Source organism: Pseudomonas resinovorans NBRC 106553, from assembly GCF_000412695.1.
Taxonomy (GTDB): Bacteria; Pseudomonadota; Gammaproteobacteria; order Pseudomonadales; family Pseudomonadaceae; genus Metapseudomonas; species Metapseudomonas resinovorans_A.
In genome coordinates, this window is sequence record NC_021499.1 from 4,207,903 (window position 1) to 4,229,990 (window position 22,088).

The window sequence follows — 22,088 nt, forward strand, 5'->3', positions numbered from 1 at the left end:
TTACCGGGAGTTGACCCGATACCCGACCGAAATGATCGCGTCCAGGTTGTAGTGCCTGATCCGGCGGGCAACCTGCCGCGGCCCTTCCTGGCGAACTACCGAGTAATCCTCGGTAGTTGCGGACTCCGCCAGCTCTCCAGAGTCATAGATGTTCTTCAGGTGAAGGCCGATGTTGTCGGAGCTGGTATCGAACAACTCCCCCATCTGCCGCTGGGTCAACCAGACGGTCTCCCCGTCGAGACGAACCTCGGTGACGCTTTCTCCTTCTCGCTGGTAGATGAGTACTGGCAGTTTGTCCTGTGTGGTGTCCATGGCGTCCTTCCCTGAGGATGGTCGGACGCCACAGTCTGTTGGCCCCAGGGCTGGGACGGGGCTGGTCAGGCTGTCAGGAACTTCGCGATTTCATCGGCCGCATTCGCCAGGTGCTGCTCATGGGTCAGGCCCGAGGCTTTCAGCGGCTTGAGGTCGTGATCGGCCGCCGCCAGCCAGTGCACGCGGATGGCATCGGACAACGAGTAGCCCGCCACGGTCAGGCGGTCGCCCATGGGGTCGCGCTCGCCCTGGACGATCAGGGCCGGGGTCTTCAGGTCCGCCAGGTGGGCGACCCGGGGCTTGTCGGCCTTGCCCACGGCATGGAAGGGGTAGCCCAGGCACACCAGTGCGTCAGCGCCCAGTTCATCGGCCAGCAGGCTGGCCATGCGCCCGCCCATGGACTTGCCGCCGATGGCCAGAGGGCCTGTGACCTGCTGTCGCACCAGGGCATGCACTTCCCGCCAGCAGGCCAGCAATTGCGCCAGGGGATTCGGTGGCCGGCGCCGGCCATCCTCCCGTCGCGCGGCCATGTAGGGGAACTCGAAACGAACCACGGCAACGCCACGGGCGGCGAGCCTTTGCGCCATGTCCTCCATGAACGGACTGTCCATCGGCGCCCCCGCGCCATGGGCCAGGATGAGGGTGCATGACACCTGGCCGTCAGGCCTGTTCCACACGAGCATTCAGACTTCTCCATCAATTGTGGGCGATTGATCCAGATCAATAGTCGCCCAATGGGCTTTCACCATGCTTGCCGCGCTATCTAAAAACCGTGGACGGAAGCCCATAAAATGAGCACAGCAAGCAGTACCGCCTATAACTACAAGGTGGTCCGCCAGTTCGCCATCATGACCGTGGTATGGGGAATAGTCGGGATGGGGCTCGGCGTTCTTATCGCGGCCCAGCTGGCCTGGCCGGACTTCAACTTCAACCTGCCCTGGACGAGCTTCGGCCGCCTGCGGCCCCTGCACACCAACGCGGTGATCTTCGCCTTCGGCGGATGCGCCCTGTTCGCCACGTCCTACTACGCGGTGCAGCGCACCTGCCAGGCGCGCCTGTTCGGCGGTCCCCTGGTGGCCTTCACCTTCTGGGGCTGGCAGCTGGTGATAGTGCTCGCCGCCATCAGCCTGCCGCTGGGCTGGACCAGCTCGAAAGAATACGCCGAACTGGAATGGCCGATCGACATCCTGATCACCATCGTCTGGGTCAGCTACGCCATCGTCTTCTTCGGCACCGTGGCCACGCGCAAGACCAAGCACATCTACGTCGGCAACTGGTTCTTCGGCGCGTTCATCCTCACCGTGGCCCTTCTGCATGTGGTCAACAACCTGGAGATCCCGGTCACCCTGACCAAGTCCTACTCGCTGTACTCGGGCGCTACCGACGCCATGATCCAGTGGTGGTACGGGCACAACGCCGTGGGCTTCTTCCTCACCGCCGGCTTCCTCGGGATGATGTATTACTTCGTGCCCAAGCAGGCCGAGCGCCCGGTGTATTCCTACCGGCTGTCCATCGTGCATTTCTGGGCGCTGATCACCCTGTACATCTGGGCCGGCCCCCACCACCTGCACTACACCGCCCTGCCCGACTGGGCGCAGTCCCTCGGCATGGTGATGTCCCTGGTGCTGCTGGCGCCCTCCTGGGGCGGCATGATCAACGGCATGATGACCCTCTCCGGGGCCTGGCATAAGCTGCGCGACGACCCGATCCTGCGCTTCCTCGTGGTGTCCCTGGCCTTCTACGGCATGTCCACCTTCGAAGGCCCGATGATGGCCATCAAGACCGTCAACGCGCTGTCCCACTACACCGACTGGACCATCGGCCACGTACACGCCGGGGCGCTGGGCTGGGTAGCGATGGTGTCCATCGGTTCCCTGTACCACCTGATCCCGAAGATCTTCGGCCGCGAGCAGATGTACAGCCTCGGCCTGATCAACTCGCACTTCTGGCTCGCCACCATCGGCACCGTGCTCTACATCGCCTCGATGTGGGTCAACGGCATCACCCAGGGCCTGATGTGGCGTGCGATCAACGAGGACGGCACCCTCACCTACTCCTTCGTCGAGGCACTGGAAGCCAGCCACGCCGGCTTCGTGGTGCGGGTGATCGGCGGCGCCATCTTCCTCAGCGGCATGTTCCTCATGGCCTGGAACACCTGGCGCACCGCGCGCGCCTCCAAGCCGGCCGAATACGACGCCATCGCCCAGATCGCCTGAGGAGCCGATAGATGAAAAAGCATGAAATCATCGAGAAAAACGTCGGCCTGATGGCGCTGTTCATGGTGCTGGCCGTGAGCATCGGCGGCCTGGTGCAGATCGTGCCGCTGTTCTTCCAGGACGTGGTCAACACCCCGGTGGAGGGCATGAAGCCCTACACCGCCCTGCAACTGGAAGGCCGCGACATCTACATCCGCGAGGGCTGCGTGGGCTGCCACTCGCAGATGATCCGCCCGTTCCGCGCCGAGACCGAACGCTACGGCCACTACTCGGTGGCCGGCGAGAGCGTCTGGGACCACCCCTTCCTCTGGGGCTCCAAGCGCACCGGCCCGGATCTCGCCCGCGTCGGCGGCCGCTACTCCGACGACTGGCACCGCGCGCACCTCTACAACCCGCGCAACGTGGTGCCGGAGTCGAAGATGCCGGCCTACCCCTGGCTGGTGGAGAACACCCTGGACGGCAAGCACACCGCCGCCAAGCTGCGCGCCATGCAGACCCTCGGCGTGCCCTACAGCGACGAGGACGTCGCCGGGGCCCAGGCCGCCGTCAAGGGCAAGACCGAGATGGACGCCGTGGTCGCCTACCTGCAAGTGCTGGGCACCAGCCTGAAGAACAAGAGGTAAGGCCATGGATATCGGAACCCTGCGTGGCCTCGGCACCCTGCTGGTGCTGATCGCCACCCTCGGCGTGATCTGCTGGGCCTATAGCGGCAAGCGCAAGGGCGCCTTCGACGAGGCCGCCAACCTGCCCTTTGCCGATGAAGACCGGAACGACCCAAGGAGCCCCCGCGCATGACCACTTTCTGGAGCTGGTACGTCTCCCTGCTCACAAGCTTCACCCTGCTGGCCCTGCTCTGGCTGATCTTCGCCACCCGCAAGGGCGAGTCCCAGGGCACCACTGACAAGACCATGGGCCACGCCTTCGACGGCATCGAGGAATACGACAACCCGCTGCCCAAATGGTGGTTCCTGTTGTTCGTCGGCACCCTGCTGTTCGCCGCCGGCTACCTGGTGCTCTATCCGGGCCTGGGCAACTGGAAAGGCGTGCTCCCCGGCTATGACGACGGCTGGACCCAGGTAGGCCAATGGCAACGCGAAGTGCACAAGGCCGAGCAAGAGTACGGGCCGATCTTCGCCCGCTACTCCGCCATGTCCATCGAGGACGTGGCCAAGGACCCGCAGGCCCTGAAGATGGGCGGCCGCCTCTTCGCCACCTATTGCTCCATCTGCCATGGCTCGGACGCCAAGGGCGCCATGGGCTTCCCCAACCTCACCGACAGCAACTGGCGCTGGGGCGGCGAACCGGAAACCATCAAGGCCTCGATCCTCCATGGCCGCATGGCCGCCATGCCCGCCTGGGGCGAAATGCTCGGTGATGAAGGCGTGAAGAACGTCGCGGCCTACGTGCGCCAGGACCTGGCCGGCCTGAAGCTGCCGGAAGGCACCCAGGCCGACCTGGAAGCCGGCAAGACCCTGTTCGCCAGCACCTGCGTCGCCTGCCATGGCGCCACGGGCACCGGCACCGCGCTGATGGGCGCGCCGGACCTGACCCACCCCGCCGGCTGGATCTACGGCTCGAGCCTGGCCCAGCTGCAGCAGACCATCCGCTACGGCCGCAACGGCCAGATGCCCGCGCAGCAGGAGTACCTGGGCCAGGACAAGGTCCATGTACTGGCCGCGTACATCTACAGCCTGTCCAACAAGGAACAGAAGCTGGCGGCCAAGTAGCTAAGAAACGGGAGCGACGCAGGGACGCGTCGCCCCCACCAGGCAGCCAGGCCTCCGGGCTTGAACTGCACGCCGCGCGAAACGGCACCCTCAGCCGGGTGCCATGGACACAGGGAAGTGTCCACTCCTTCCTTTATATAGTGCGACCCAGTGTCGCACCTCTCCGACCAGTAGCACCCTGCCTTCATTGACATCGGCTAAGCTGCTTTCCAGCCGCCACCTGTCACTACTCCAAGGCGATCCCCCCGGCCACGCAACCCATCAGGCTTCGACGGCGTACTGGCCAAAGCCGCAAACACAGCCGCAAATCCTTGTCCAGTGGGCTTCCCAGCCCGGTTTGTGTCGGCTTGTGTCGTTGCAATGGCTACCCTCTTTCTCCATACTTGCCGCCGATTTTTTGTCCCCCGAAAAACCTCCATTAACCGTGGAACCCCTAGCATGAGCACAGCAATCAGTCAGACTGCTTATAACTATAAGGTGGTCCGCCAGTTCGCCATTATGACGGTGATCTGGGGGGTCATTGGGATGGGTCTAGGCGTGTTCATCGCCGCACAACTCGTGTGGCCGGAACTCAACCTGAACCTTCCCTGGACCTCTTTCGGCCGCCTGCGTCCCCTGCATACCAACGCGGTGATCTTCGCCTTCGGCGGATGCGCCCTGTTCGCCACTTCCTACTACGTGGTGCAGCGCACCTGCCAGGCCCGCCTGGTATCCGACAGTCTGGCCGCCTTCACCTTCTGGGGTTGGCAAGCCGTGATCGTGCTGGCAGTCATCACCCTGCCGCTGGGTTACACCTCCTCCAAGGAATACGCCGAGCTCGAGTGGCCGATCGACATCCTCCTGGCTGTCGTCTGGATCACCTACGCCGTCGTCTTCTTCGGCACCATCATGAAGCGCAAGACCAAGCACATCTACGTGGGCAACTGGTTCTTCGGCGCCTTCATCCTGGTCACCGCCATGCTGCACATCGTCAACAGCATGGAAATGCCGGTCTACGCCTTCAAGTCCTACTCCATGTACGCCGGCGCGACCGACGCGATGATCCAGTGGTGGTACGGCCACAACGCCGTAGGCTTCTTCCTGACCACCGGCTTCCTGGGGATGATGTACTACTTCGTACCCAAGCAGGCCGAGCGTCCGATCTACTCCTATCGCCTGTCCATCGTGCACTTCTGGGCGCTGATCACCCTGTACATCTGGGCCGGTCCGCACCACCTGCACTACACCGCTCTGCCGGACTGGGCCCAGTCCCTCGGCATGGCCATGTCCCTGATCCTGCTGGCTCCGAGCTGGGGTGGCATGATCAACGGCATGATGAGCCTGTCCGGCGCCTGGCATAAGCTGCGTTCCGACCCCATCCTGCGCTTCCTGGTGGTTTCCCTGGCCTTCTACGGCATGTCCACCTTCGAAGGCCCGATGATGGCCATCAAGACCGTGAACGCGCTGTCCCACTACACCGACTGGACCATCGGCCACGTACACGCCGGCGCCCTCGGCTGGGTAGCGATGATCTCCATCGGTTCCCTGTACCACCTGATCCCGAAAGTGTTCGGTCGTGAGCAGATGCACAGCGTCGGCCTGATCAACGCCCACTTCTGGCTGGCTACCATCGGTACCGTTCTGTACATCTCCTCGATGTGGGTAAACGGCATCACCCAGGGTCTGATGTGGCGCGCGATCAACGAAGACGGCACCCTCACCTACTCCTTCGTTGAAGCCCTGGAAGCCAGCCACGCCGGCTTCGTGGTGCGCATGATCGGCGGCGCCTTCTTCGTGACCGGCATGCTGCTGATGGCCTACAACACCTACCGCACCGTACGTGCTGCGAAGCCGGCTGAATACGACGCCGACGCGCAGATCCCGCAAGGAGCTCACTAATGAAGCAACACGAATTAGTCGAGAAGAACATCGGCCTGCTCGCCCTGTTCATGGTGATTGCCGTGAGCATCGGCGGCCTCGTGCAGATCGTGCCGCTGTTCTTCCAGGACGTGGTCAACACCCCGGTTGAAGGCATGAAGCCGCGCACCGCCCTGGAACTCGAAGGCCGCGACATCTACATCCGCGAAGGCTGCGTAGGCTGCCACTCGCAGATGGTCCGTCCGTTCCGTGCCGAAACCGAGCGTTACGGCCACTACTCCGTCGCCGGCGAAAGCGTCTGGGACCACCCCTTCCTGTGGGGCTCCAAGCGTACCGGTCCGGACCTGGCCCGCGTTGGCGGTCGTTACTCCGACGACTGGCACCGTGCTCACCTGTACAACCCGCGCAACGTAGTGCCCGAGTCCAAGATGCCCTCCTACCCCTGGCTGGTGGAGAACAAACTGGACGGCAAGCACACCGCGGCCAAGATGGAAGTCCTGCGCGGCATGGGCGTGCCCTACACCGACGAAGACATCGCCGGCGCGAAGGAAGCTGTCAAAGGCAAGACCGAGATGGACGCGCTCGTCGCGTTCCTGCAAGGCCTGGGCACCTCTATCAAGAACAAACGGTAACGCACGATGGATATCGGGACTCTCCGCGGCATAGGTACTTTCGTAGTTTTCGTGGCCTTCATCGGCCTCGTGCTCTGGGCCTATAGCAGCAAGCGCAAGAAGAGCTTCGACGAAGCTGCCAACCTGCCCTTCGCGGATGAGCCGCCCAAGTCCTCCGAGCGCGACGAGCAAGCTTCTAGGAGTAACAAAGAATGACTTCGTTCTGGAGTTGGTATATCACCCTGCTCACCAGCGCCACGCTGATCGCGCTGACCTGGCTGATCTTCGCCACCCGCCGTGGCCAGCGTCAGGAGAGCACCGAGGAAACCGTCGGCCACGCCTTCGACGGCATCGAGGAATACGACAACCCGCTGCCCAAGTGGTGGTTCATGTTGTTCGTCGCCACCCTGATCTTCGCCGTCGGCTACCTGATCATGTATCCGGGCATGGGCAAATGGCGCGGCATGTTCCCGGGCTACACCGAAGTAGCCGAGGGCAAGCCCTTCGCCAACGGCGAACCCGGCTGGACCGGTGTGCACCAGTGGGAAAAGGAGATGGACAAGGCTGACCACGAGTACGGCCCGATCTTCGCCAAGTACGCTGCCATGCCCATCGAGGAAGTGGCCAAGGACCCGCAAGCACTGAAGATGGGTGGCCGCATGTTCGCCTCCTACTGCTCCGTGTGCCACGGTTCCGACGCCAAGGGTTCCTACGGCTTCCCGAACCTGACCGACAATGACTGGCGCTGGGGTGGTGACACCGCCACCATCAAGACCACCATCATGGGCGGTCGCCACGGCATCATGCCGGCCTGGGGCGAAGTCATCGGCGACCAGGGCGTCAGCGACGTTGCCGCCTTCCTGCGCGTGACCCTGCACGGTCGCGACCTGCCGAAGGACACCAAGGCCGATCCGGAAGCTGGCAAGGCGATCTTCGCCGCCAACTGCGTGGCTTGCCACGGTCCGGAAGGCAAGGGCACCCCGGCAATGGGCGCACCGAACCTGACCCACCCGAATGCCTTTATCTACGGCAGCAGCTACGCTCAGCTGCAACAGACCATCCGCTATGGTCGCCAAGGCACCATGCCTGCCCAGGAAAACATCCTCGGCAATGACAAGGTGCACCTGCTGGCTGCCTATGTCTTCAGCCTGTCGCAGAAACCTGCGGCCGAAGCCGAAGCCAAGTAAGACCCAGCCTGCCATGCGCGACGCACTGTCGCACATGGCAGGCCGCTATCAGGCGTACCATATGCGGCAGGCAACATGACTCCGACCGGCAAAGTACTGGTCAGGGCGCCGACAACCGCCGTGGTATGAGAACGATGAGCGAACAGATCCCCGTCAAGAACATCTCCCCTCCTCCGGCCAAGGGCGGTGCCTCCACCGACCTCTACGCCAGTCGCGAAAAAATCTACACCCGAGCCTTCACCGGGCTGTTCCGCAACCTGCGGATGGCCGGCGGCGCCTTCCTCTTCCTGCTCTACTTCGGCACCGTCTGGCTCAACTGGAACGAGCGCCAGGCCGTCTGGTGGAACCTGCCCGAGCGCAAGTTCTACATCTTCGGCGCCACCTTCTGGCCCCAGGACTTCATCCTGCTGTCGGGCCTGCTGATCATCTGCGCCTTCGGGCTGTTCTTCATCACCGTGTTCGCCGGCCGCGTCTGGTGCGGCTACACCTGCCCGCAGAGCGTCTGGACCTGGATCTTCATGTGGTGCGAGAAGATCACCGAAGGTGACCGCAACCAGCGCATGAAGCTCGACAAGGCTCCCATGAGCGGCCAGAAATTCGCGCGCCGGTTCGCCAAGCACAGCCTCTGGCTGCTGATCGGCTTCGCCACCGGCATGACCTTCGTCGGCTACTTCACCCCCATCCGCGAACTGGTCTTCGAATTCTTCACAGGCGCCGCCAGCGGCTGGGCCTACTTCTGGGTCGCCTTCTTCACCCTCGCCACCTACGGCAACGCCGGCTGGCTGCGTGAGCAGGTGTGCATCTACATGTGCCCCTACGCGCGCTTCCAGAGCGTGATGTTCGACAAGGACACCCTGATCGTCTCCTACGATCCCCGTCGCGGCGAATCCCGTGGTCCGCGCAAGAAAGGCGTCGACTACAAGGCCCAGGGCCTGGGCGACTGCATCGACTGCACCATGTGCGTCCAGGTCTGCCCCACCGGCATCGACATCCGCGACGGCCTGCAGATCGAATGCATCGGCTGCGCCGCCTGCATCGACGCCTGCGACAGCATCATGGAGAAGATGAACTATCCCAAGGGGTTGATCAGCTACACCACTGAACACAACCTGAACGGTCAGACGACTCACCTGCTCCGTCCGCGCCTGATCGGTTACGCTATCGCCCTTGTCGCCATGATCGGCTTCTTCTTCTACGCCGTGGCCAGCCGTTCCCTGGTGGAACTGGACGTGATCAAGGACCGCGTGCTGTTCCGCGAGAACGAGCAAGGGCGAATCGAGAACGTCTACACCCTGAAGATCATGAACAAGGCACAGGTCGACCAGACCTTCGTCATCGAAGCCGAAGGCCTCGACGGCCTGATCTACGAAGGCAAGCGCGAAGTCCGCGCCGACGCCGGCGAAGTCCTCTCGGTACCGGTGGAACTGTCCATCGAGCCGGACCAGCTGCCGTCCAGCGCCAACAAGATCCTCTTCCGCGTCCACAGCGCGGACGATCCCAGCATCAAGACCGACGCCGACAGCCGCTTCATCGGCCCCAGCGTCCGCTAGCAGAACGGAATACCCATGCAGTCCGAATCGCCCACGAGCACCTGGTACAAGCAACCCTGGCCCTGGTTCATCCTCGCCATCCTCGGCACCTCCGTGGTGCTGGGCAGCAGCTTGCTGGTGATCGCCAGCAAGAACCCGCCGAGCCTGGTGGCCGACAACTATTACGAAGTCGGCAAAGGCATCAACACTTCCCTGGAACGCGAGAACCTGGCCAAGAAGCTGGGCATGCGCGCCGACCTGCAGATGGACCAGGCCAGTGGCAGCATCGACCTGCAACTGCAGGGTGAAAGCCGTCCGCAGCAACTGGTGCTGAGCCTGATCTCCCCCACCCAGCCGGAGAAGGACCGCCGCGTCGTGCTCCAGCCCCAGGCCGACGGTCACTACCGTGGCCAGGTGGAAGACAGCGTCAGCGGCCGTCGCTTCGTCGAGCTGATCGGCCAGGAGCAAGGCCAGGACTGGCGCCTGTTCGAAGAGGAAACCCTGACCCAGGGCAGCGCCATTCGCCTCGGCGAATAAGCGCCGATGAGCGCACCGCAACCCTGCTACCACTGCGGCCTGCCGGTACCCAAAGGCAGCCGCTTCGAGGCCCGCGTGCTGGGAGAGACGCGGGCCATGTGCTGTCCGGGGTGCCAGGCGGTGGCCGAGGCCATCGTCGCCGGCGGCCTGGAAAGCTACTACCGCCACCGCAGCGACTCCGCCCCCAACCCCGACGCCCTGCCCCGCGAGCTGCCCGACGAGCTCGCGCTGTATGACCGCGCCGAGGTACAGCAGCCCTTCGTCCAGCACCAGGGCGAACTCAGCGAAACCTGCCTGCTCATCGAAGGCATCAGCTGCGCCGCCTGCGGCTGGCTGATCGAGAAGCACCTGAAAACCCTGCCGGGCGTCGCCGAAGCCAGCCTCAACCTCTCCAACCATCGCCTGCAGGTGCGCTGGTCCGATAGCCAGCTGCCCCTGAGCGCGCTGCTCAAGGCGCTGCGCAAGATCGGCTACGCCGGCCATCCCTACAAGGCCGACGAGGCCGCCGAGCGCCTGGCCAGCGAGAACCGTCGCGCCATGCGCCAGCTGGGCGTGGCGGGCCTTCTGTGGATGCAGGTGATGATGGCCGCCATGGCCACCTGGCCGGAATTCAACATCGACCTGTCGCCGGAGCTGGACACCATCCTGCGCTGGGTCAGCCTGTTCCTCACCACCCCCATCGTCTTCTACTGCTGCGGCCAGTTCTTCCGTGGCGCCCTGCGCGACCTGCGCACCCGCCACCTGACCATGGACGTCTCGGTATCCCTGGCCATCGGCGGCGCCTACGTCGCCGGCATCTGGTCCACGGTCACCGGGGTGGGCGAGCTCTACTTCGACGCGGTGGGCATGTTCGCCCTGTTCCTCCTGGCCGGCCGCTACCTCGAACGCCGCGCCCGCGAACGCACGGCGGCGGCCACCGCGCAACTGGTCAACCTGCTGCCCGCCTCCTGCCTGCGCCTCGACGGCCAAGGGCACAGCGAGCGCATCCTGCTCAGCGAACTGAAGGTCGGCGACCGCGTACTGGTGCCGCCGGGCGCCCTGCTGCCGGCCGATGGCCGCATCCTCCAGGGCCAGTCCAGCGTCGACGAGTCCCTGCTCACAGGCGAATACCTGCCCCTGCCGCGCCGCGAAGGCGACGCCGTCACCGCCGGCACCCTCAACGTCGAAGGCCCGCTGACCCTCGAAGTCCAGGCGCTGGGCGACGACACCCGCCTGTCCGCCATCGTCCGCCTGCTGGAACGCGCCCAGGCCGACAAGCCGCGCCTGGCAGAAGTGGCCGACAAGGTGGCTCAGTGGTTCCTCATCATCGTCCTCGGCGCCGCCGCCATCGTCGGCCTCGTCTGGTGGCAGATCGACCCACAGCGCGCCTTCTGGGTCGTGCTCTCGCTGCTGGTGGCCACCTGCCCCTGCGCCCTGGCCCTGGCCACCCCCACCGCGCTGACCACGGCCACCGGCAGCCTGCACAAGCTCGGCCTGCTGCTGACCCGTGGCCATGTGCTGGAAGGCCTGAACCAGATCGACACGGTGATCTTCGACAAGACCGGCACCCTCACCGAAGGCCGCCTGACCCTGAACGCCATCCATACCCTGGGCAGCCTCGACCGCGATGCCTGCCTGGGCCTGGCCGCGGCCCTGGAGAACCGTTCGGAGCACCCCATCGCCCGTGCCTTCGGCCGTGCCCCGCAAGCGGCCGGGCAAGTGGACAGCATTCCCGGCCGTGGCCTCGAAGGCCGCGTCGGCGAGCACCTGCTGCGGATCGGCCAGCCCGATTTCGTCGCCGAACTGAGCGGCCAGCCGACACCGGCCATCCCCGGCGACCAGGGCCAGTGGCTGCTGCTCGGAGACGAACAGAGGCCACTGGCCTGGTTCGTCCTTGACGACCGCCTGCGCGAGGACGCCCCCGCCCTGCTCGATGCCTGCCGCGAACGCGGCTGGAAGCTCCTGCTGCTCTCCGGCGACAGCTCGCCCATGGTCGCCGGCATCGCCCGGGAACTGGGCATCGACGACGCCCGTGGCGGCCTTACCCCGGACGCCAAGCTGGACGTGCTGCGCCAGCTCCACCAGCAAGGCCACAAGGTGCTGATGCTGGGCGACGGGGTCAACGACGTGCCGGTGCTGGCCGGCGCCGACATCAGCATCGCCATGGGCAGCGCCACCGACCTCGCCAAGACCAGCGCCGACGCCGTGCTGTTGTCCAACCGCCTGGACAGCCTGGTGCAGGCCTTCGCCCTGGCCCGCCGTACCCGCCGCATCATCATCGAGAACCTGGCCTGGGCGACCCTGTACAATGGCCTGGTGCTGCCCTTCGCCGCCCTCGGCTGGATCACCCCGCTCTGGGCGGCCTTCGGCATGTCGGTCAGCTCGCTGCTGGTGGTGCTCAACGCCCTGCGCCTGGCCCGCACCTGATCTCAATCCACCACCGGAGTCCCCCATGCCAGCGCTCTACATACTGATTCCGGTCGCCGTCGGCCTGGTCGGTTTCGCCATCTGGCTGTTCTTCTGGGCAGTGGACAGCGGCCAGTACGACGACCTCGACGGCCCGGCCCACAGCATCCTCTTCGACGACGAGGACCCCAAGCACCAGGCCGGCATCGCCGAAGCCAAGGGCGAAGACAAGGACAAGGCGGACGAGCAGGACAAGCCCCGTGGCTGAACTGGCTCCACTGCTGCTTTCCGCGTTCATCCTCGGCCTGCTCGGCGGCGGCCATTGCCTGGGCATGTGCGGCGGCCTGATGGGCGCCCTGACCCTGGCCATCCCGCCGGAGCAGCGCGCCAGGCGCTTGCGCCTGCTGCTGGCCTACAACGTCGGGCGCATTGCCAGCTATACGCTCGCCGGCCTGCTCATCGGCCTCGCCGGCTGGGCCATCGCCAGCAGCCCCGCCGCCATGGGCCTGCGCGTGGTGGCCGCCGTGCTGCTGATCACCATGGGCCTGTACCTGGCCGGCTGGTGGAGCGGCCTGACCCGCATCGAAGCCCTGGGCCAGGGCCTCTGGCGCCATATCCAACCAATAGCGCGCAAGCTGCTGCCGGTGTCGTCCCTGCCCCGCGCCCTGCTGTTGGGCGGGCTCTGGGGCTGGCTCCCCTGCGGGCTGGTCTACAGCACCCTGCTCTGGTCGGCCAGCCAGGGGTCGGCGGCGGACAGCGCGCTGCTGATGCTGGCCTTCGGCGTCGGCACCCTGCCGGTCCTGGTGGCCACGGGCCTGGCCGCCGAACGCCTGACCGCACTGCTGCGCAAGCGCGGCATCCGCATCGCCGGCGGCCTGCTGGTGATCCTCTTCGGCCTCTGGACCCTGCCCGGACCGCACCAGGCCTGGCTGATGGGCCACGGCGGCCACAACGCCGCCAGCGAGCAACACCAGCACAGCCACTGAACGGCTTGATACAAATCAAGATCGCCCAGGTCACGGGCCCCTAGACTGCCAGCCACTGACAGACTTTCCGGGGATGCCCGCATGCTCGACAACATTCGCTGGGATACGGACCTGATCCGCCGCTACGACACCCCCGGCCCCCGCTACACCTCCTACCCCACCGCCGTGCAGTTCAACCACAAGGTGGCGTCCTTCGACCTGCTCCACGCCCTGCGCGACAGCCGCAAGGCCTGCCGCCCACTGTCGCTCTACGTGCACGTGCCGTTCTGCGCGAACATCTGCTACTACTGCGCCTGCAACAAGGTCATCACCAAGGACCGTGGCCGCGCCCTGCCCTACCTGGAGCGCCTCGAGCGGGAAATCGAACTGATCGCCTGCCACCTAGCCCCCAAGCAACGGGTCGAGCAACTGCACTTTGGCGGCGGCACCCCGACCTTCCTCAGCCACGACGAACTGCGCCGGCTCATGGGCCACCTGCGCAAGCACTTCCATCTGCTGGACGACGATTCCGGCGACTACGGCATCGAGATCGACCCCCGGGAGGCCGACTGGCCCACCATGGGCCTGCTGCGCGAACTGGGCTTCAACCGCGTCAGCCTCGGCGTGCAGGACCTGGACCCGGCGGTGCAGCGCGCGGTCAACCGCCTGCAGAGCCTCGACGAGACCCGCGCCATAGTCGAAGCCGCGCGTACCCTGCAGTACCGCTCGCTGAACCTCGACCTGATCTACGGTCTGCCCAAGCAGAACCCGGACGGCTTCGCCCGCACCCTGGACGAAGTGATCGCCCTGCAGCCGGACCGCCTCTCGGTGTTCAACTACGCCCACCTGCCGGAGCGCTTCATGCCCCAGCGGCGCATCCGCAACGAAGACCTGCCCAGCCCCGGGCAAAAGCTGGAGATGCTCCAGCGCAGCAGTGAACAGCTGGCCGCCGCCGGTTACCGCTACATCGGCATGGACCACTTCGCCCTGCCCCACGACGAGCTGGCCATCGCCCAGGAGGATGGCCGCCTGCAGCGCAACTTCCAGGGCTACACCACCCACGGCCACTGCGACCTGATCGGCCTCGGGGTATCGGCCATCAGCCAGGTGGGCGACCTCTACTGCCAGAACACCGCGCAGATCAACGACTACCAGAACGCCCTGGACGCGGGCCTGCTGGCCACCGAGCGGGGCTTGCTATGCGATCAGGACGACCGCGTCCGGCGGGCGGTGATCCAGCAACTGATCTGCGAGTTCGAGCTGGACTTCGACAGCATCGAAGGCCGCTTCAACATCGAATTTCGCGGCTACTTCGCCGACATCTGGCCACAATTGCAGCAAATGCACGCGGATCGCCTGATCGACCTCAGCGAAAACCGGATCGACGTGCTGCCGGCCGGCCGCCTGCTGGTGCGCGCCCTGTGCATGCTCTTCGACGCCTACCTGCCGGCGCAGAACCAGCAGCGCTTCTCCCGGGTGATCTGAACCCGCCTCAACCGGCGAGCAGCTTGCCCAGCTCGCCGGCCTGCTCCTGGCTGAGGTTGGCGTCGCGCACCGCCTTGACCAGGTTGGCGTTGGCACTGCCCAGCGCCCCCTGCAGGGACGCCAACTGGCCCTGTACCGCTTCCAGCCGCTGCCTGCGGGTTTCCTCGTCCAGGCCGGGGTCGCTGGCGATCGCCTGCAACTCCGCCTTGCGCTCGGCGATCTGCGCCTTGAGCTCGCGGATCATCTTCAAGAGCTCCTTGATGCGGTCCGGCAGGCTGCTCTCGTCGATATCGTCGTTCTTCTGCGGCTTGCCGGCCTTGCCCAGGTCCGACAGGCTGACGCGGATTCCCTGGAGCACGGTGGCCCGATCCTCGGGCTCGTCACCCCGCTCCTTGGCTGCGACCTGTCGCCGCACCGCCTCCGACAGCCGTGCCACTGAGTTGTTGACGTCCAGGCTCAACATAGACATTTCCTCCCTATGACTCCCCCCGATGTCGGCCTCCGGAACCAGAACTTGAACGATGCGTCAGGTAGGCTTTTTCTGGCCGTCACCTGCCCCCTGCGTTACCCTTACGGGCATTGTGTGATTGCATTGCAAGGAAGAGCCCATGTCCGAAACCATCAAGGTGCGTAACCTTCCCCAGGCCCACTGCAAGGATTGCAGCCTGGCGGCCCTGTGCCTGCCCCTGTCGTTGAACATGGAAGACATGGATGCACTGGACGAGATCGTCAAACGCGGTCGCCCCCTGAAGAAAGGCGAACTGCTGTTCCGCCAGGGCGATGCCTTCGGCTCCGTCTTCGCCGTGCGCTCGGGCGCCCTGAAGACCTTCACCGTCACCGACGCCGGTGAAGAGCAGATCACCGGCTTCCACCTGCCCAGCGAGCTGGTCGGCCTGTCCGGCATGGACACCGAGCTTTACCCGGTATCCGCCCAAGCCCTGGAAACCACCTCGGTGTGCGAGATCCCCTTCGAACACCTCGACGAACTCTCGGTCCAGTTGCCGCAGCTGCGCCGCCAACTGATGCGCGTGATGAGCCGGGAAATCCGCGACGACCAGCAGATGATGCTGCTGCTGTCGAAGAAGACCGCCGACGAGCGCATCGCCACCTTCCTGGTCAACCTGTCGGCCCGTTTCCGCGCTCGTGGCTTCTCCGCCAACCAGTTCCGCCTGGCCATGTCGCGCAACGAAATCGGCAACTACCTGGGCCTGGCGGTGGAGACCGTTTCCCGCGTCTTCACCCGTTTCCAGCAGGCCAACCTGATCGCCGCCGAGGGCAAGGAAGTGCATATCCTCGATCCCATCGAACTCTGCGCCATGGCCGGCGGCAGTATCGAAAGCTGATCCCCGCGGGTCCGCGTGCTCCCCCCTGCCCCTTCCTTTCAGGCTGCAACGATGATTTTCGACGATTTCTCCCTCAAGACCCTGATCCGCCCCGTCCCGGACTTCCCCAAGCCCGGCGTGGTGTTTCGCGACATCACCCCGCTGTTCCAGTCCCCCCGTGCCCTGCGCCTGGTGGCCGACAGCTTCATCCAGCGCTACGTCGAGGCCGACTTCAGCCACATCGGCGCCATGGACGCCCGTGGCTTCCTGATCGGCTCGATCATCGCCTACGAACTCAACAAGCCCCTGGTGCTGTTCCGCAAGCAGGGCAAGCTGCCGGCCGACGTGCTCGCCGAGCCCTACCAGACCGAATACGGCGAAGCCCTGCTGGAAGTGCACAGCGACAGCCTGTGCGAGGGCGACAAGGTGCTGGTCTTCGATGACCTGATCGCCACCGGCGGCACCCTGCTGGCCGCCGCGCGCCTGGTCCGCCGCATGGGCGCCAGCGTGTTCGAGGCCGCCGCCATCATCGACCTGCCGGAACTCGGCGGCTCGGAACGCCTGGCCGACGCCGGCATCCCCACCTTCGCCCTGACCGCCTTCGCCCTCGACGAGCGCTGATCCGCGCGCGGGCCCGGTGAAATTCGAAGCCCCTGGCACCACGCGGTGCCAGGGGCTTCGTCGTTCAGGGCGGTGAATTCCGCGAAGCCTCCCACGGAAACGAACCGTAGGTGCGCATTCATTCGCGAATATCGTTCGGAAATCCGAACGCCGATCGGCCGGATATTCGGCAAGCCGGACACCACTGGGAAGCGGTCCGTCATAAAATCAATTAAAACCGTTATTTATCAATAAGTTATAAACTTACGATAAGCACCATACAGCTGGCACACATCCTGCCAATACAGATCCCCGACGGACGCGAACAACCGCTCGCGCCGATAAGAACAATCAACATCGAGGACTGTCGTTCATGCGTATGCTCCCCAAGGTGCTGGCCACCGCTATCGCAGCAACCCTGATTTCCGCTCCGGCGTTCGCCGCCGAGCTGACCGGTACCCTGAAGAAGATCAAGGAGACCGGCACCATCACCCTCGGTCACCGTGACGCCTCCATCCCCTTCTCCTACCTCGGCACCGAGCCGGGCAAGCCCATCGGCTACTCTCATGACCTGCAGCTGAAAGTGGTCGATGCCATCAAGCAGGAACTGGGCATGCCGGAGCTGAAGGTGCGCTACAACCTGGTGACCTCCCAGACCCGCATCCCGCTGGTGCAGAACGGCACCGTGGACATCGAGTGTGGCTCCACCACCAACAACCTCGAGCGCCAGAAGCAAGTCGGCTTCTCCGTGGGCATCTTCGAGGTGGGCACCCGCCTGCTGTCGAAGAAGAGCGCCGCCATCGGCGACTTCGCCGACCTCAAGGGCAAGAACGTGGTGACCACCGCCGGCACCACCTCCGAGCGCCTGCTGAAATCCATGAACGCCGAGAAACAGATGGGCATGAACATCATCTCGGCCAAGGACCACGGCGAGTCCTTCCTGATGCTCGAATCCGGCCGCGCCGTGGCCTTCATGATGGACGACGCCCTGCTCTACGGCGAAATGGCCAAGGCCAAGAAGCCCGATGACTGGGTCGTGACCGGCGCGCCGCAGTCCTACGAGATCTACGGCTGCATGGTCCGCAAGGGCGACGAGCCCTTCAAGCAGGTGGTCGACAAGGCCATCGCCGCGACCTTCGCCTCCGGCGAGATCAACGGCATCTACGACAAGTGGTTCACCCAGCCCATCCCGCCCAAGGGCCTGAACCTGAACTTCCCCATGAGCGACGAGCTGAAGAAGCTGGTAGCCAACCCCACCGACAAGTCGGCTGAAGAGATCTGACCTTGCCCCTCCCCTCTCCGCCGTTACTCCCCTCTCCCTCCGGGAGAGGGGTTGGGGGAGAGGGAAGGTGGGGGCCGTGCAGAGTCATGCTGCCCTCACCCCAGCCCTCTCCCACAGGGAGAGGGTGCTTTTGCCTTCACCGCAGATCGACCTGATAGGGGACAACCCTGATGAATTACAACTGGGACTGGAGCGTGTTCTTCAAGTCCACCGGCATCGGCAGCGAAATCTACCTGGACTGGTTCGTCACCGGCCTGGGCTGGACCATCGCCATCGCCCTGGCCGCCTGGATCATCGCCTTGTCGCTGGGCGCGCTCCTCGGCGTGATGCGCACCATGCCGAGCCGCTGGGTCTCCGGCATCGCCACCGTCTACGTGGAAATCTTCCGCAACGTGCCGCTGCTGGTGCAGCTGTTCCTCTGGCACTTCCTGGTACCGGACCTTTTGCCCGAGCCGCTGGAAATCTGGTTCAAGCAGGACCTCAACCCGGCCACCTCGGCCTACCTCAGCGTGGTGGTCTGCCTCGGCCTGTTCACCGCTGCCCGCGTCTGCGAACAGGTGCGCACCGGCATCCAGGCACTGCCCAAGGGCCAGCTCGGCGCCGCCCGCGCCATGGGCTTCCGCCTGCCGCAGATCTACCGCTACGTGCTTCTGCCCCAGGCCTTCCGCATCATCATTCCGCCGCTCACCAGCGAGTTCCTCAACATCTTCAAGAACTCCTCGGTGGCGTCCCTGATCGGCCTGATGGAGCTACTGGCGCAGACCAAGCAGACCGCCGAGTTCTCCGCCAACCTGTTCGAGGCCTTCACGCTGGCCACCCTGATCTACTTCACCCTGAACATGAGCCTGATGCTGCTCATGCGCCTGGTGGAGAAGAAGGTCGCGGTACCCGGCCTGATCTCCGTAGGGGGCAAATAATGGATTTCTCCGCGATCATCCCCGCCCTGCCGGGCCTGGCCGACGGCCTGCTGATGACCTTCCAGCTGATGGTCCTCGGCGTGCTCGGCGGCGTGGCCCTGGGCACCGTGCTGGCGCTCATGCGCCTGTCCCACAACCCGCTGCTGTCGAAGGCGGCCGGGATCTACGTCAACTACTTCCGCTCCATCCCGCTGCTGCTGGTGATCACCTGGTTCTACTTCGCGGTGCCCTTCCTGCTGCGGGCGATCACCGGCGAAGACACCCCGGTGGGCGCGTTCACCTCCTGCCTGGTGGCCTTCATGATGTTCGAGGCGGCGTATTTCTGCGAAATCGTCCGCGCCGGCATCCAGGCCATCCCCAAGGGCCAGATGGGCGCCGCCCAGGCGCTCGGCATGACCTACGGCCAGAGCATGCGCCTGATCATCCTGCCCCAGGCCTTCCGCAAGATGACCCCGCTGCTGCTGCAGCAGAGCATCATCCTGTTCCAGGACACCTCGCTCGTTTACACCGTGGGCCTGATGGACTTCCTCAACGCCGCCCGCTCCCGTGGCGACATCATCGGCCAGCCCCACGAGTTCCTCATCTTCGCCGGCCTGGTGTACTTCAGCGTCAGCTTCATCGCCTCCCAGCTGGTCAAACTCCTGCAGAAAAGGTTAGCCGTATGATTTCCATCAAGAACGTCAACAAGTGGTATGGGGACTTCCAGGTGCTGACCGACTGCAGCACCCAGGTGAAGAAAGGCGAAGTGGTGGTGGTCTGCGGCCCCTCGGGCTCGGGCAAGTCCACCCTGATCAAGTGCGTCAACGCCCTGGAGCCCTTCCAGAAGGGCGACATCGTGGTCGACGGTACCTCCATCGCCGACAAGGCCACCAACCTGCCCAAGCTGCGCTCCCGCGTCGGCATGGTGTTCCAGCACTTCGAGCTGTTCCCGCACCTGTCCATCACCGAGAACCTCACCATCGCCCAGACCCGCGTGCTCGGCCGTGGCAAGGAAGAGGCGCTGGACAAGGGCCTCAAGTTGCTCGATCGGGTCGGCCTCAAGGCCCATGCCCACAAGCACCCCGGCCAGCTCTCCGGTGGCCAGCAGCAGCGCGTGGCCATCGCCCGCGCCCTGGCCATGGACCCGGTGGTGATGCTGTTCGACGAACCCACCTCGGCGCTGGACCCGGAAATGGTCAACGAAGTGCTCGACGTGATGGTCGAGCTGGCCCAGGAAGGCATGACCATGATGTGCGTGACCCACGAGATGGGCTTCGCCCGCAAGGTGGCCGACCGGGTGATCTTCATGGATCGCGGGCAGATCGTCGAAGACTGCGCCAAGGACGAGTTCTTCGGCGACGTCAGCGCCCGCTCCGACCGCGCCCAGCAGTTCCTCGCCAAGATCCTGCAGCACTGAGACACATCCCCGGCCGGCATTCGGCCGGGGACCTGTACCACCCCACAACAACAAGATAGGGATATCCCATGCAACCGATGATCCTCCTGCGCCCCGTCGCCCTTGGCGTCGCCATCGCCACCGCCAGTTCCTCGGTGTTCGCCGCCAGCCTCGAAGGCGGCGCGGTGGCCGCGCCGGACCTGTACGGCGCCAAGGTCGCAGCCGACGTGCTGAAGGCCGGCGGCAACGCGGTGGACGCCGCGGTGGCCACGGCCTTCACCCTGGCGGTCACCTACCCCGAAGCCGGCAACATCGGTGGCGGCGGTTTCATGACTCTGTACATGGACGGCAAGCCCTACTTCCTCGACTACCGCGAAGTGGCGCCCAAGGCCGCGACCAAAACCATGTACCTGGACGACCAGGGCGAGGTGATAGAGAACCTCAGCCTGGTGGGCGTCCGGGCCGCCGGCGTGCCCGGCACCGTGATGGGCCTGTGGGAGGCGCACCAGCGCTTCGGCAAGCTGCCCTGGAGCGAGCTGGTCACCCCGGCCATCGGTTACGCGAAAAGCGGTTTCAAGGTCGCCGACAAGCAGTTCCAGTACCGCCAGGACGCCATCGCCCTGTTCAACGGCAAGACCAACTTCGGCGACTACTTCGGCACCATGAAGGCCGGCGAAACCTTCACCCAGCCGGAGCTCGCCAAAACCCTGGAGCGCATCGCCGACAAGGGCCCGGAGGACTTCTACAAGGGCGAAACCGCGCGCCTGCTGGTGGCGCAGATGCAGCAGGACGGCGGCCTGATCAGCCAGGACGACCTCAGCGGCTACAGCGCCAAGTGGCGCGAGCCGATGCGCATCGACTGGCAGGGCAACAGCCTCTACACCGCGCCGCTGCCCAGCTCCGGGGGCATCGCCCTGGCCCAGCTGATCGGCATCAAGGAAGCCCGCGCCGCCGACTTCAAGGGCGTGGAACTGAACTCCGCGCGCTACATCCACCTGCTGGCGGAAATCGAGAAGCGCGTGTTCGCCGACCGCGCCGACTACCTGGGCGACCCGGACTTCTCCAAGGTGCCGGTGGCCCAGCTGACCGACGCCGGCTACATCGCCAAGCGCGCCGCCGAGGTCAACCCGAACGCCATCTCCGCCACCGAGAAGGTGCGTCCGGGCCTGGAACCGCACCAGACCACCCACTTCTCCATCGTCGACGCCGACGGCAACGCGGTGAGCAACACCTACACCCTCAACTGGGACTTCGGCAGCGGCGTGGTGGTCAAGGGCGCCGGCTTCCTGCTCAACGACGAAATGGACGACTTCAGCGCCAAGCCCGGCGTGGCCAACGCCTTCGGCGTGGTGGGCAGCGACGCCAACGCCATCGAGCCGGGCAAGCGCATGCTCTCCTCCATGAGCCCGAGCATCGTCACCCGCGACGGCAAGGTCAGCCTGGTGCTGGGCACCCCCGGCGGCTCGCGCATCTTCACCTCGATCTTCCAGGTGCTGAACAACGTCTACGACTACCAGCTGCCGCTGGAGAAAGCCGTGGCCGCCCAGCGCGTGCACCACCAGTTGCTGCCCAAGGACACCCTCTACTACGACGCCCACGCCCCGCTCACCGGCAAGGTGGCCGAGGAGCTGAAGGCCATGGGCTACACCCTGGAAGACCAGGGCTGGAACATGGGCGACATCCAGGCCATCCGCGTCGACGGCGCGAATCTGGAAACCGCTTCCGACCCGCGTGGCCGGGGCGTCGGCCTGGTGGTCAAGCCATAACGCCGAGGCCAGCCC

General features: G+C 65.1%; 24 protein-coding genes. 21 read left to right on the forward strand and 3 right to left on the reverse strand.

Features of this window, described 5'->3' with window-relative positions; genetic code table 11:
• Together rhuM and PCA10_RS19050 are read right to left on the reverse strand one after the other, a co-directional pair.
• Positions 1-312, reverse strand: a complete 312-nt coding sequence (rhuM, locus tag PCA10_RS19045) for a RhuM family protein (protein ID WP_016493701.1) — start codon at positions 310-312, stop codon at positions 1-3.
• A gap of 65 nt (positions 313-377) precedes the next feature.
• Complete coding sequence (locus PCA10_RS19050) at positions 378-995, reverse strand: alpha/beta family hydrolase (protein WP_016493702.1); 618 nt, start codon at positions 993-995, stop codon at positions 378-380.
• Positions 996-1,103: 108 nt separating this feature from the next.
• Between PCA10_RS19050 and ccoN (PCA10_RS19055) the strand changes: the two genes are divergently transcribed.
• The 14 genes from ccoN (PCA10_RS19055) to hemN all read left to right on the forward strand — a co-directional run bounded on the left by ccoN (PCA10_RS19055) (position 1,104) and on the right by hemN (position 14,811).
• A complete protein-coding gene (gene ccoN / locus PCA10_RS19055) occupies positions 1,104-2,528 on the forward strand; it encodes a cytochrome-c oxidase, cbb3-type subunit I (protein ID WP_016493703.1) in 1,425 nt (474 codons plus the stop codon).
• An 11-nt stretch (positions 2,529-2,539) separates the two neighbouring features.
• On the forward strand, positions 2,540-3,151 hold the full coding sequence (gene ccoO, locus PCA10_RS19060) for a cytochrome-c oxidase, cbb3-type subunit II (RefSeq protein WP_016493704.1): 612 nt from the start codon (positions 2,540-2,542) through the stop codon (positions 3,149-3,151).
• 4 nt (positions 3,152-3,155) lie between these two features.
• Positions 3,156-3,323: a CcoQ/FixQ family Cbb3-type cytochrome c oxidase assembly chaperone gene (locus tag PCA10_RS19065; RefSeq protein WP_016493705.1), complete on the forward strand. Its 168-nt coding sequence runs from the start codon at positions 3,156-3,158 to the stop codon at positions 3,321-3,323.
• Complete coding sequence (gene ccoP, locus PCA10_RS19070) at positions 3,320-4,255, forward strand: cytochrome-c oxidase, cbb3-type subunit III (RefSeq protein WP_016493706.1); 936 nt, start codon at positions 3,320-3,322, stop codon at positions 4,253-4,255. The genes PCA10_RS19065 and ccoP (PCA10_RS19070) overlap by 4 nt, the downstream gene beginning before the upstream one ends.
• A gap of 438 nt (positions 4,256-4,693) precedes the next feature.
• Positions 4,694-6,133: a cytochrome-c oxidase, cbb3-type subunit I gene (gene ccoN / locus PCA10_RS19075; RefSeq protein WP_041770359.1), complete on the forward strand. Its 1,440-nt coding sequence runs from the start codon at positions 4,694-4,696 to the stop codon at positions 6,131-6,133.
• Positions 6,133-6,744, forward strand: coding sequence for a cytochrome-c oxidase, cbb3-type subunit II (ccoO, locus tag PCA10_RS19080; protein ID WP_016493708.1), 612 nt, complete (start codon positions 6,133-6,135; stop codon positions 6,742-6,744). Before ccoN (PCA10_RS19075) ends, ccoO (PCA10_RS19080) begins: the two co-directional genes overlap by 1 nt.
• A 6-nt stretch (positions 6,745-6,750) precedes the next feature.
• Positions 6,751-6,939, forward strand: a complete 189-nt coding sequence (locus PCA10_RS19085; protein WP_016493709.1) for a CcoQ/FixQ family Cbb3-type cytochrome c oxidase assembly chaperone — start codon at positions 6,751-6,753, stop codon at positions 6,937-6,939.
• Positions 6,936-7,910: a cytochrome-c oxidase, cbb3-type subunit III gene (ccoP, locus tag PCA10_RS19090; RefSeq protein ID WP_016493710.1), complete on the forward strand. Its 975-nt coding sequence runs from the start codon at positions 6,936-6,938 to the stop codon at positions 7,908-7,910. Before PCA10_RS19085 ends, ccoP (PCA10_RS19090) begins: the two co-directional genes overlap by 4 nt.
• Before the next feature lie 134 nt (positions 7,911-8,044).
• Positions 8,045-9,460, forward strand: a complete 1,416-nt coding sequence (gene ccoG, locus PCA10_RS19095; RefSeq protein ID WP_016493711.1) for a cytochrome c oxidase accessory protein CcoG — start codon at positions 8,045-8,047, stop codon at positions 9,458-9,460.
• A 15-nt stretch (positions 9,461-9,475) separates the two neighbouring features.
• Positions 9,476-9,976 carry a FixH family protein gene (locus PCA10_RS19100; RefSeq protein ID WP_016493712.1) on the forward strand — a complete coding sequence of 167 codons (501 nt, stop codon included), beginning with the start codon at positions 9,476-9,478 and terminating at the stop codon, positions 9,974-9,976.
• Positions 9,977-9,982: 6 nt separating this feature from the next.
• The gene (locus tag PCA10_RS19105; RefSeq protein WP_016493713.1) at positions 9,983-12,382 is read left to right on the forward strand and encodes a heavy metal translocating P-type ATPase; all 2,400 of its coding nucleotides are present in this window, start codon (positions 9,983-9,985) and stop codon (positions 12,380-12,382) included.
• A 25-nt stretch (positions 12,383-12,407) separates the two neighbouring features.
• Positions 12,408-12,629 carry a cbb3-type cytochrome oxidase assembly protein CcoS gene (gene ccoS, locus PCA10_RS19110; protein WP_016493714.1) on the forward strand — a complete coding sequence of 74 codons (222 nt, stop codon included), beginning with the start codon at positions 12,408-12,410 and terminating at the stop codon, positions 12,627-12,629.
• Entirely contained in the window at positions 12,622-13,347 is a 726-nt protein-coding gene (locus tag PCA10_RS19115; protein WP_016493715.1) for a sulfite exporter TauE/SafE family protein, read from the forward strand. The genes ccoS and PCA10_RS19115 overlap by 8 nt, the downstream gene beginning before the upstream one ends.
• An 81-nt stretch (positions 13,348-13,428) precedes the next feature.
• The gene (gene hemN, locus PCA10_RS19120; RefSeq protein WP_016493716.1) at positions 13,429-14,811 is read left to right on the forward strand and encodes an oxygen-independent coproporphyrinogen III oxidase; all 1,383 of its coding nucleotides are present in this window, start codon (positions 13,429-13,431) and stop codon (positions 14,809-14,811) included.
• Between the two features lie 7 nt (positions 14,812-14,818).
• Here the strand turns inward: hemN and PCA10_RS19125 are convergent, their stop codons facing one another.
• Positions 14,819-15,274, reverse strand: a complete 456-nt coding sequence (locus PCA10_RS19125) for a hypothetical protein (protein WP_016493717.1) — start codon at positions 15,272-15,274, stop codon at positions 14,819-14,821.
• Positions 15,275-15,419: 145 nt separating this feature from the next.
• Between PCA10_RS19125 and fnr the strand changes: the two genes are divergently transcribed.
• From fnr to ggt, 7 genes are all read left to right on the forward strand, one after another.
• Complete coding sequence (gene fnr, locus PCA10_RS19130; protein ID WP_016493718.1) at positions 15,420-16,154, forward strand: fumarate/nitrate reduction transcriptional regulator Fnr; 735 nt, start codon at positions 15,420-15,422, stop codon at positions 16,152-16,154.
• A gap of 51 nt (positions 16,155-16,205) precedes the next feature.
• Positions 16,206-16,754 carry an adenine phosphoribosyltransferase gene (locus PCA10_RS19135; RefSeq protein ID WP_016493719.1) on the forward strand — a complete coding sequence of 183 codons (549 nt, stop codon included), beginning with the start codon at positions 16,206-16,208 and terminating at the stop codon, positions 16,752-16,754.
• Positions 16,755-17,106: 352 nt separating this feature from the next.
• Entirely contained in the window at positions 17,107-18,015 is a 909-nt protein-coding gene (locus tag PCA10_RS19140) for a glutamate/aspartate ABC transporter substrate-binding protein (RefSeq protein ID WP_016493720.1), read from the forward strand.
• A gap of 170 nt (positions 18,016-18,185) precedes the next feature.
• Positions 18,186-18,932 (forward strand): amino acid ABC transporter permease, encoded by a 747-nt coding sequence (locus tag PCA10_RS19145; protein ID WP_016493721.1) that lies wholly within the window; start codon positions 18,186-18,188, stop codon positions 18,930-18,932.
• Positions 18,929-19,597 carry an amino acid ABC transporter permease gene (locus PCA10_RS19150; protein WP_197539886.1) on the forward strand — a complete coding sequence of 223 codons (669 nt, stop codon included), beginning with the start codon at positions 18,929-18,931 and terminating at the stop codon, positions 19,595-19,597. Before PCA10_RS19145 ends, PCA10_RS19150 begins: the two co-directional genes overlap by 4 nt.
• Positions 19,594-20,328: an amino acid ABC transporter ATP-binding protein gene (locus PCA10_RS19155; protein ID WP_016493723.1), complete on the forward strand. Its 735-nt coding sequence runs from the start codon at positions 19,594-19,596 to the stop codon at positions 20,326-20,328. The genes PCA10_RS19150 and PCA10_RS19155 overlap by 4 nt, the downstream gene beginning before the upstream one ends.
• Positions 20,329-20,405: 77 nt before the next feature.
• Positions 20,406-22,073, forward strand: a complete 1,668-nt coding sequence (gene ggt / locus PCA10_RS19160; protein ID WP_041770856.1) for a gamma-glutamyltransferase — start codon at positions 20,406-20,408, stop codon at positions 22,071-22,073.
• Positions 22,074-22,088 lie beyond the last annotated feature (15 nt).

Bases quoted from the DNA above. Each gene is read 5' to 3' on its own strand.
- rhuM (WP_016493701.1), bottom strand. From the start codon at position 312: ATGGACACCACACAGGACAAACTGCCAGTACTCATCTACCAGCGAGAA.
- PCA10_RS19050 (WP_016493702.1), bottom strand. From the start codon at position 995: ATGCTCGTGTGGAACAGGCCTGACGGCCAGGTGTCATGCACCCTCATC.
- ccoN (WP_016493703.1), top strand. From the start codon at position 1,104: ATGAGCACAGCAAGCAGTACCGCCTATAACTACAAGGTGGTCCGCCAG.
- ccoO (WP_016493704.1), top strand. From the start codon at position 2,540: ATGAAAAAGCATGAAATCATCGAGAAAAACGTCGGCCTGATGGCGCTG.
- PCA10_RS19065 (WP_016493705.1), top strand. From the start codon at position 3,156: ATGGATATCGGAACCCTGCGTGGCCTCGGCACCCTGCTGGTGCTGATC.
- ccoP (WP_016493706.1), top strand. From the start codon at position 3,320: ATGACCACTTTCTGGAGCTGGTACGTCTCCCTGCTCACAAGCTTCACC.
- ccoN (WP_041770359.1), top strand. From the start codon at position 4,694: ATGAGCACAGCAATCAGTCAGACTGCTTATAACTATAAGGTGGTCCGC.
- ccoO (WP_016493708.1), top strand. From the start codon at position 6,133: ATGAAGCAACACGAATTAGTCGAGAAGAACATCGGCCTGCTCGCCCTG.
- PCA10_RS19085 (WP_016493709.1), top strand. From the start codon at position 6,751: ATGGATATCGGGACTCTCCGCGGCATAGGTACTTTCGTAGTTTTCGTG.
- ccoP (WP_016493710.1), top strand. From the start codon at position 6,936: ATGACTTCGTTCTGGAGTTGGTATATCACCCTGCTCACCAGCGCCACG.
- ccoG (WP_016493711.1), top strand. From the start codon at position 8,045: ATGAGCGAACAGATCCCCGTCAAGAACATCTCCCCTCCTCCGGCCAAG.
- PCA10_RS19100 (WP_016493712.1), top strand. From the start codon at position 9,476: ATGCAGTCCGAATCGCCCACGAGCACCTGGTACAAGCAACCCTGGCCC.
- PCA10_RS19105 (WP_016493713.1), top strand. From the start codon at position 9,983: ATGAGCGCACCGCAACCCTGCTACCACTGCGGCCTGCCGGTACCCAAA.
- ccoS (WP_016493714.1), top strand. From the start codon at position 12,408: ATGCCAGCGCTCTACATACTGATTCCGGTCGCCGTCGGCCTGGTCGGT.
- hemN (WP_016493716.1), top strand. From the start codon at position 13,429: ATGCTCGACAACATTCGCTGGGATACGGACCTGATCCGCCGCTACGAC.
- PCA10_RS19125 (WP_016493717.1), bottom strand. From the start codon at position 15,274: ATGTTGAGCCTGGACGTCAACAACTCAGTGGCACGGCTGTCGGAGGCG.
- fnr (WP_016493718.1), top strand. From the start codon at position 15,420: ATGTCCGAAACCATCAAGGTGCGTAACCTTCCCCAGGCCCACTGCAAG.
- PCA10_RS19135 (WP_016493719.1), top strand. From the start codon at position 16,206: ATGATTTTCGACGATTTCTCCCTCAAGACCCTGATCCGCCCCGTCCCG.
- PCA10_RS19140 (WP_016493720.1), top strand. From the start codon at position 17,107: ATGCGTATGCTCCCCAAGGTGCTGGCCACCGCTATCGCAGCAACCCTG.
- PCA10_RS19145 (WP_016493721.1), top strand. From the start codon at position 18,186: ATGAATTACAACTGGGACTGGAGCGTGTTCTTCAAGTCCACCGGCATC.
- PCA10_RS19155 (WP_016493723.1), top strand. From the start codon at position 19,594: ATGATTTCCATCAAGAACGTCAACAAGTGGTATGGGGACTTCCAGGTG.
- ggt (WP_041770856.1), top strand. From the start codon at position 20,406: ATGATCCTCCTGCGCCCCGTCGCCCTTGGCGTCGCCATCGCCACCGCC.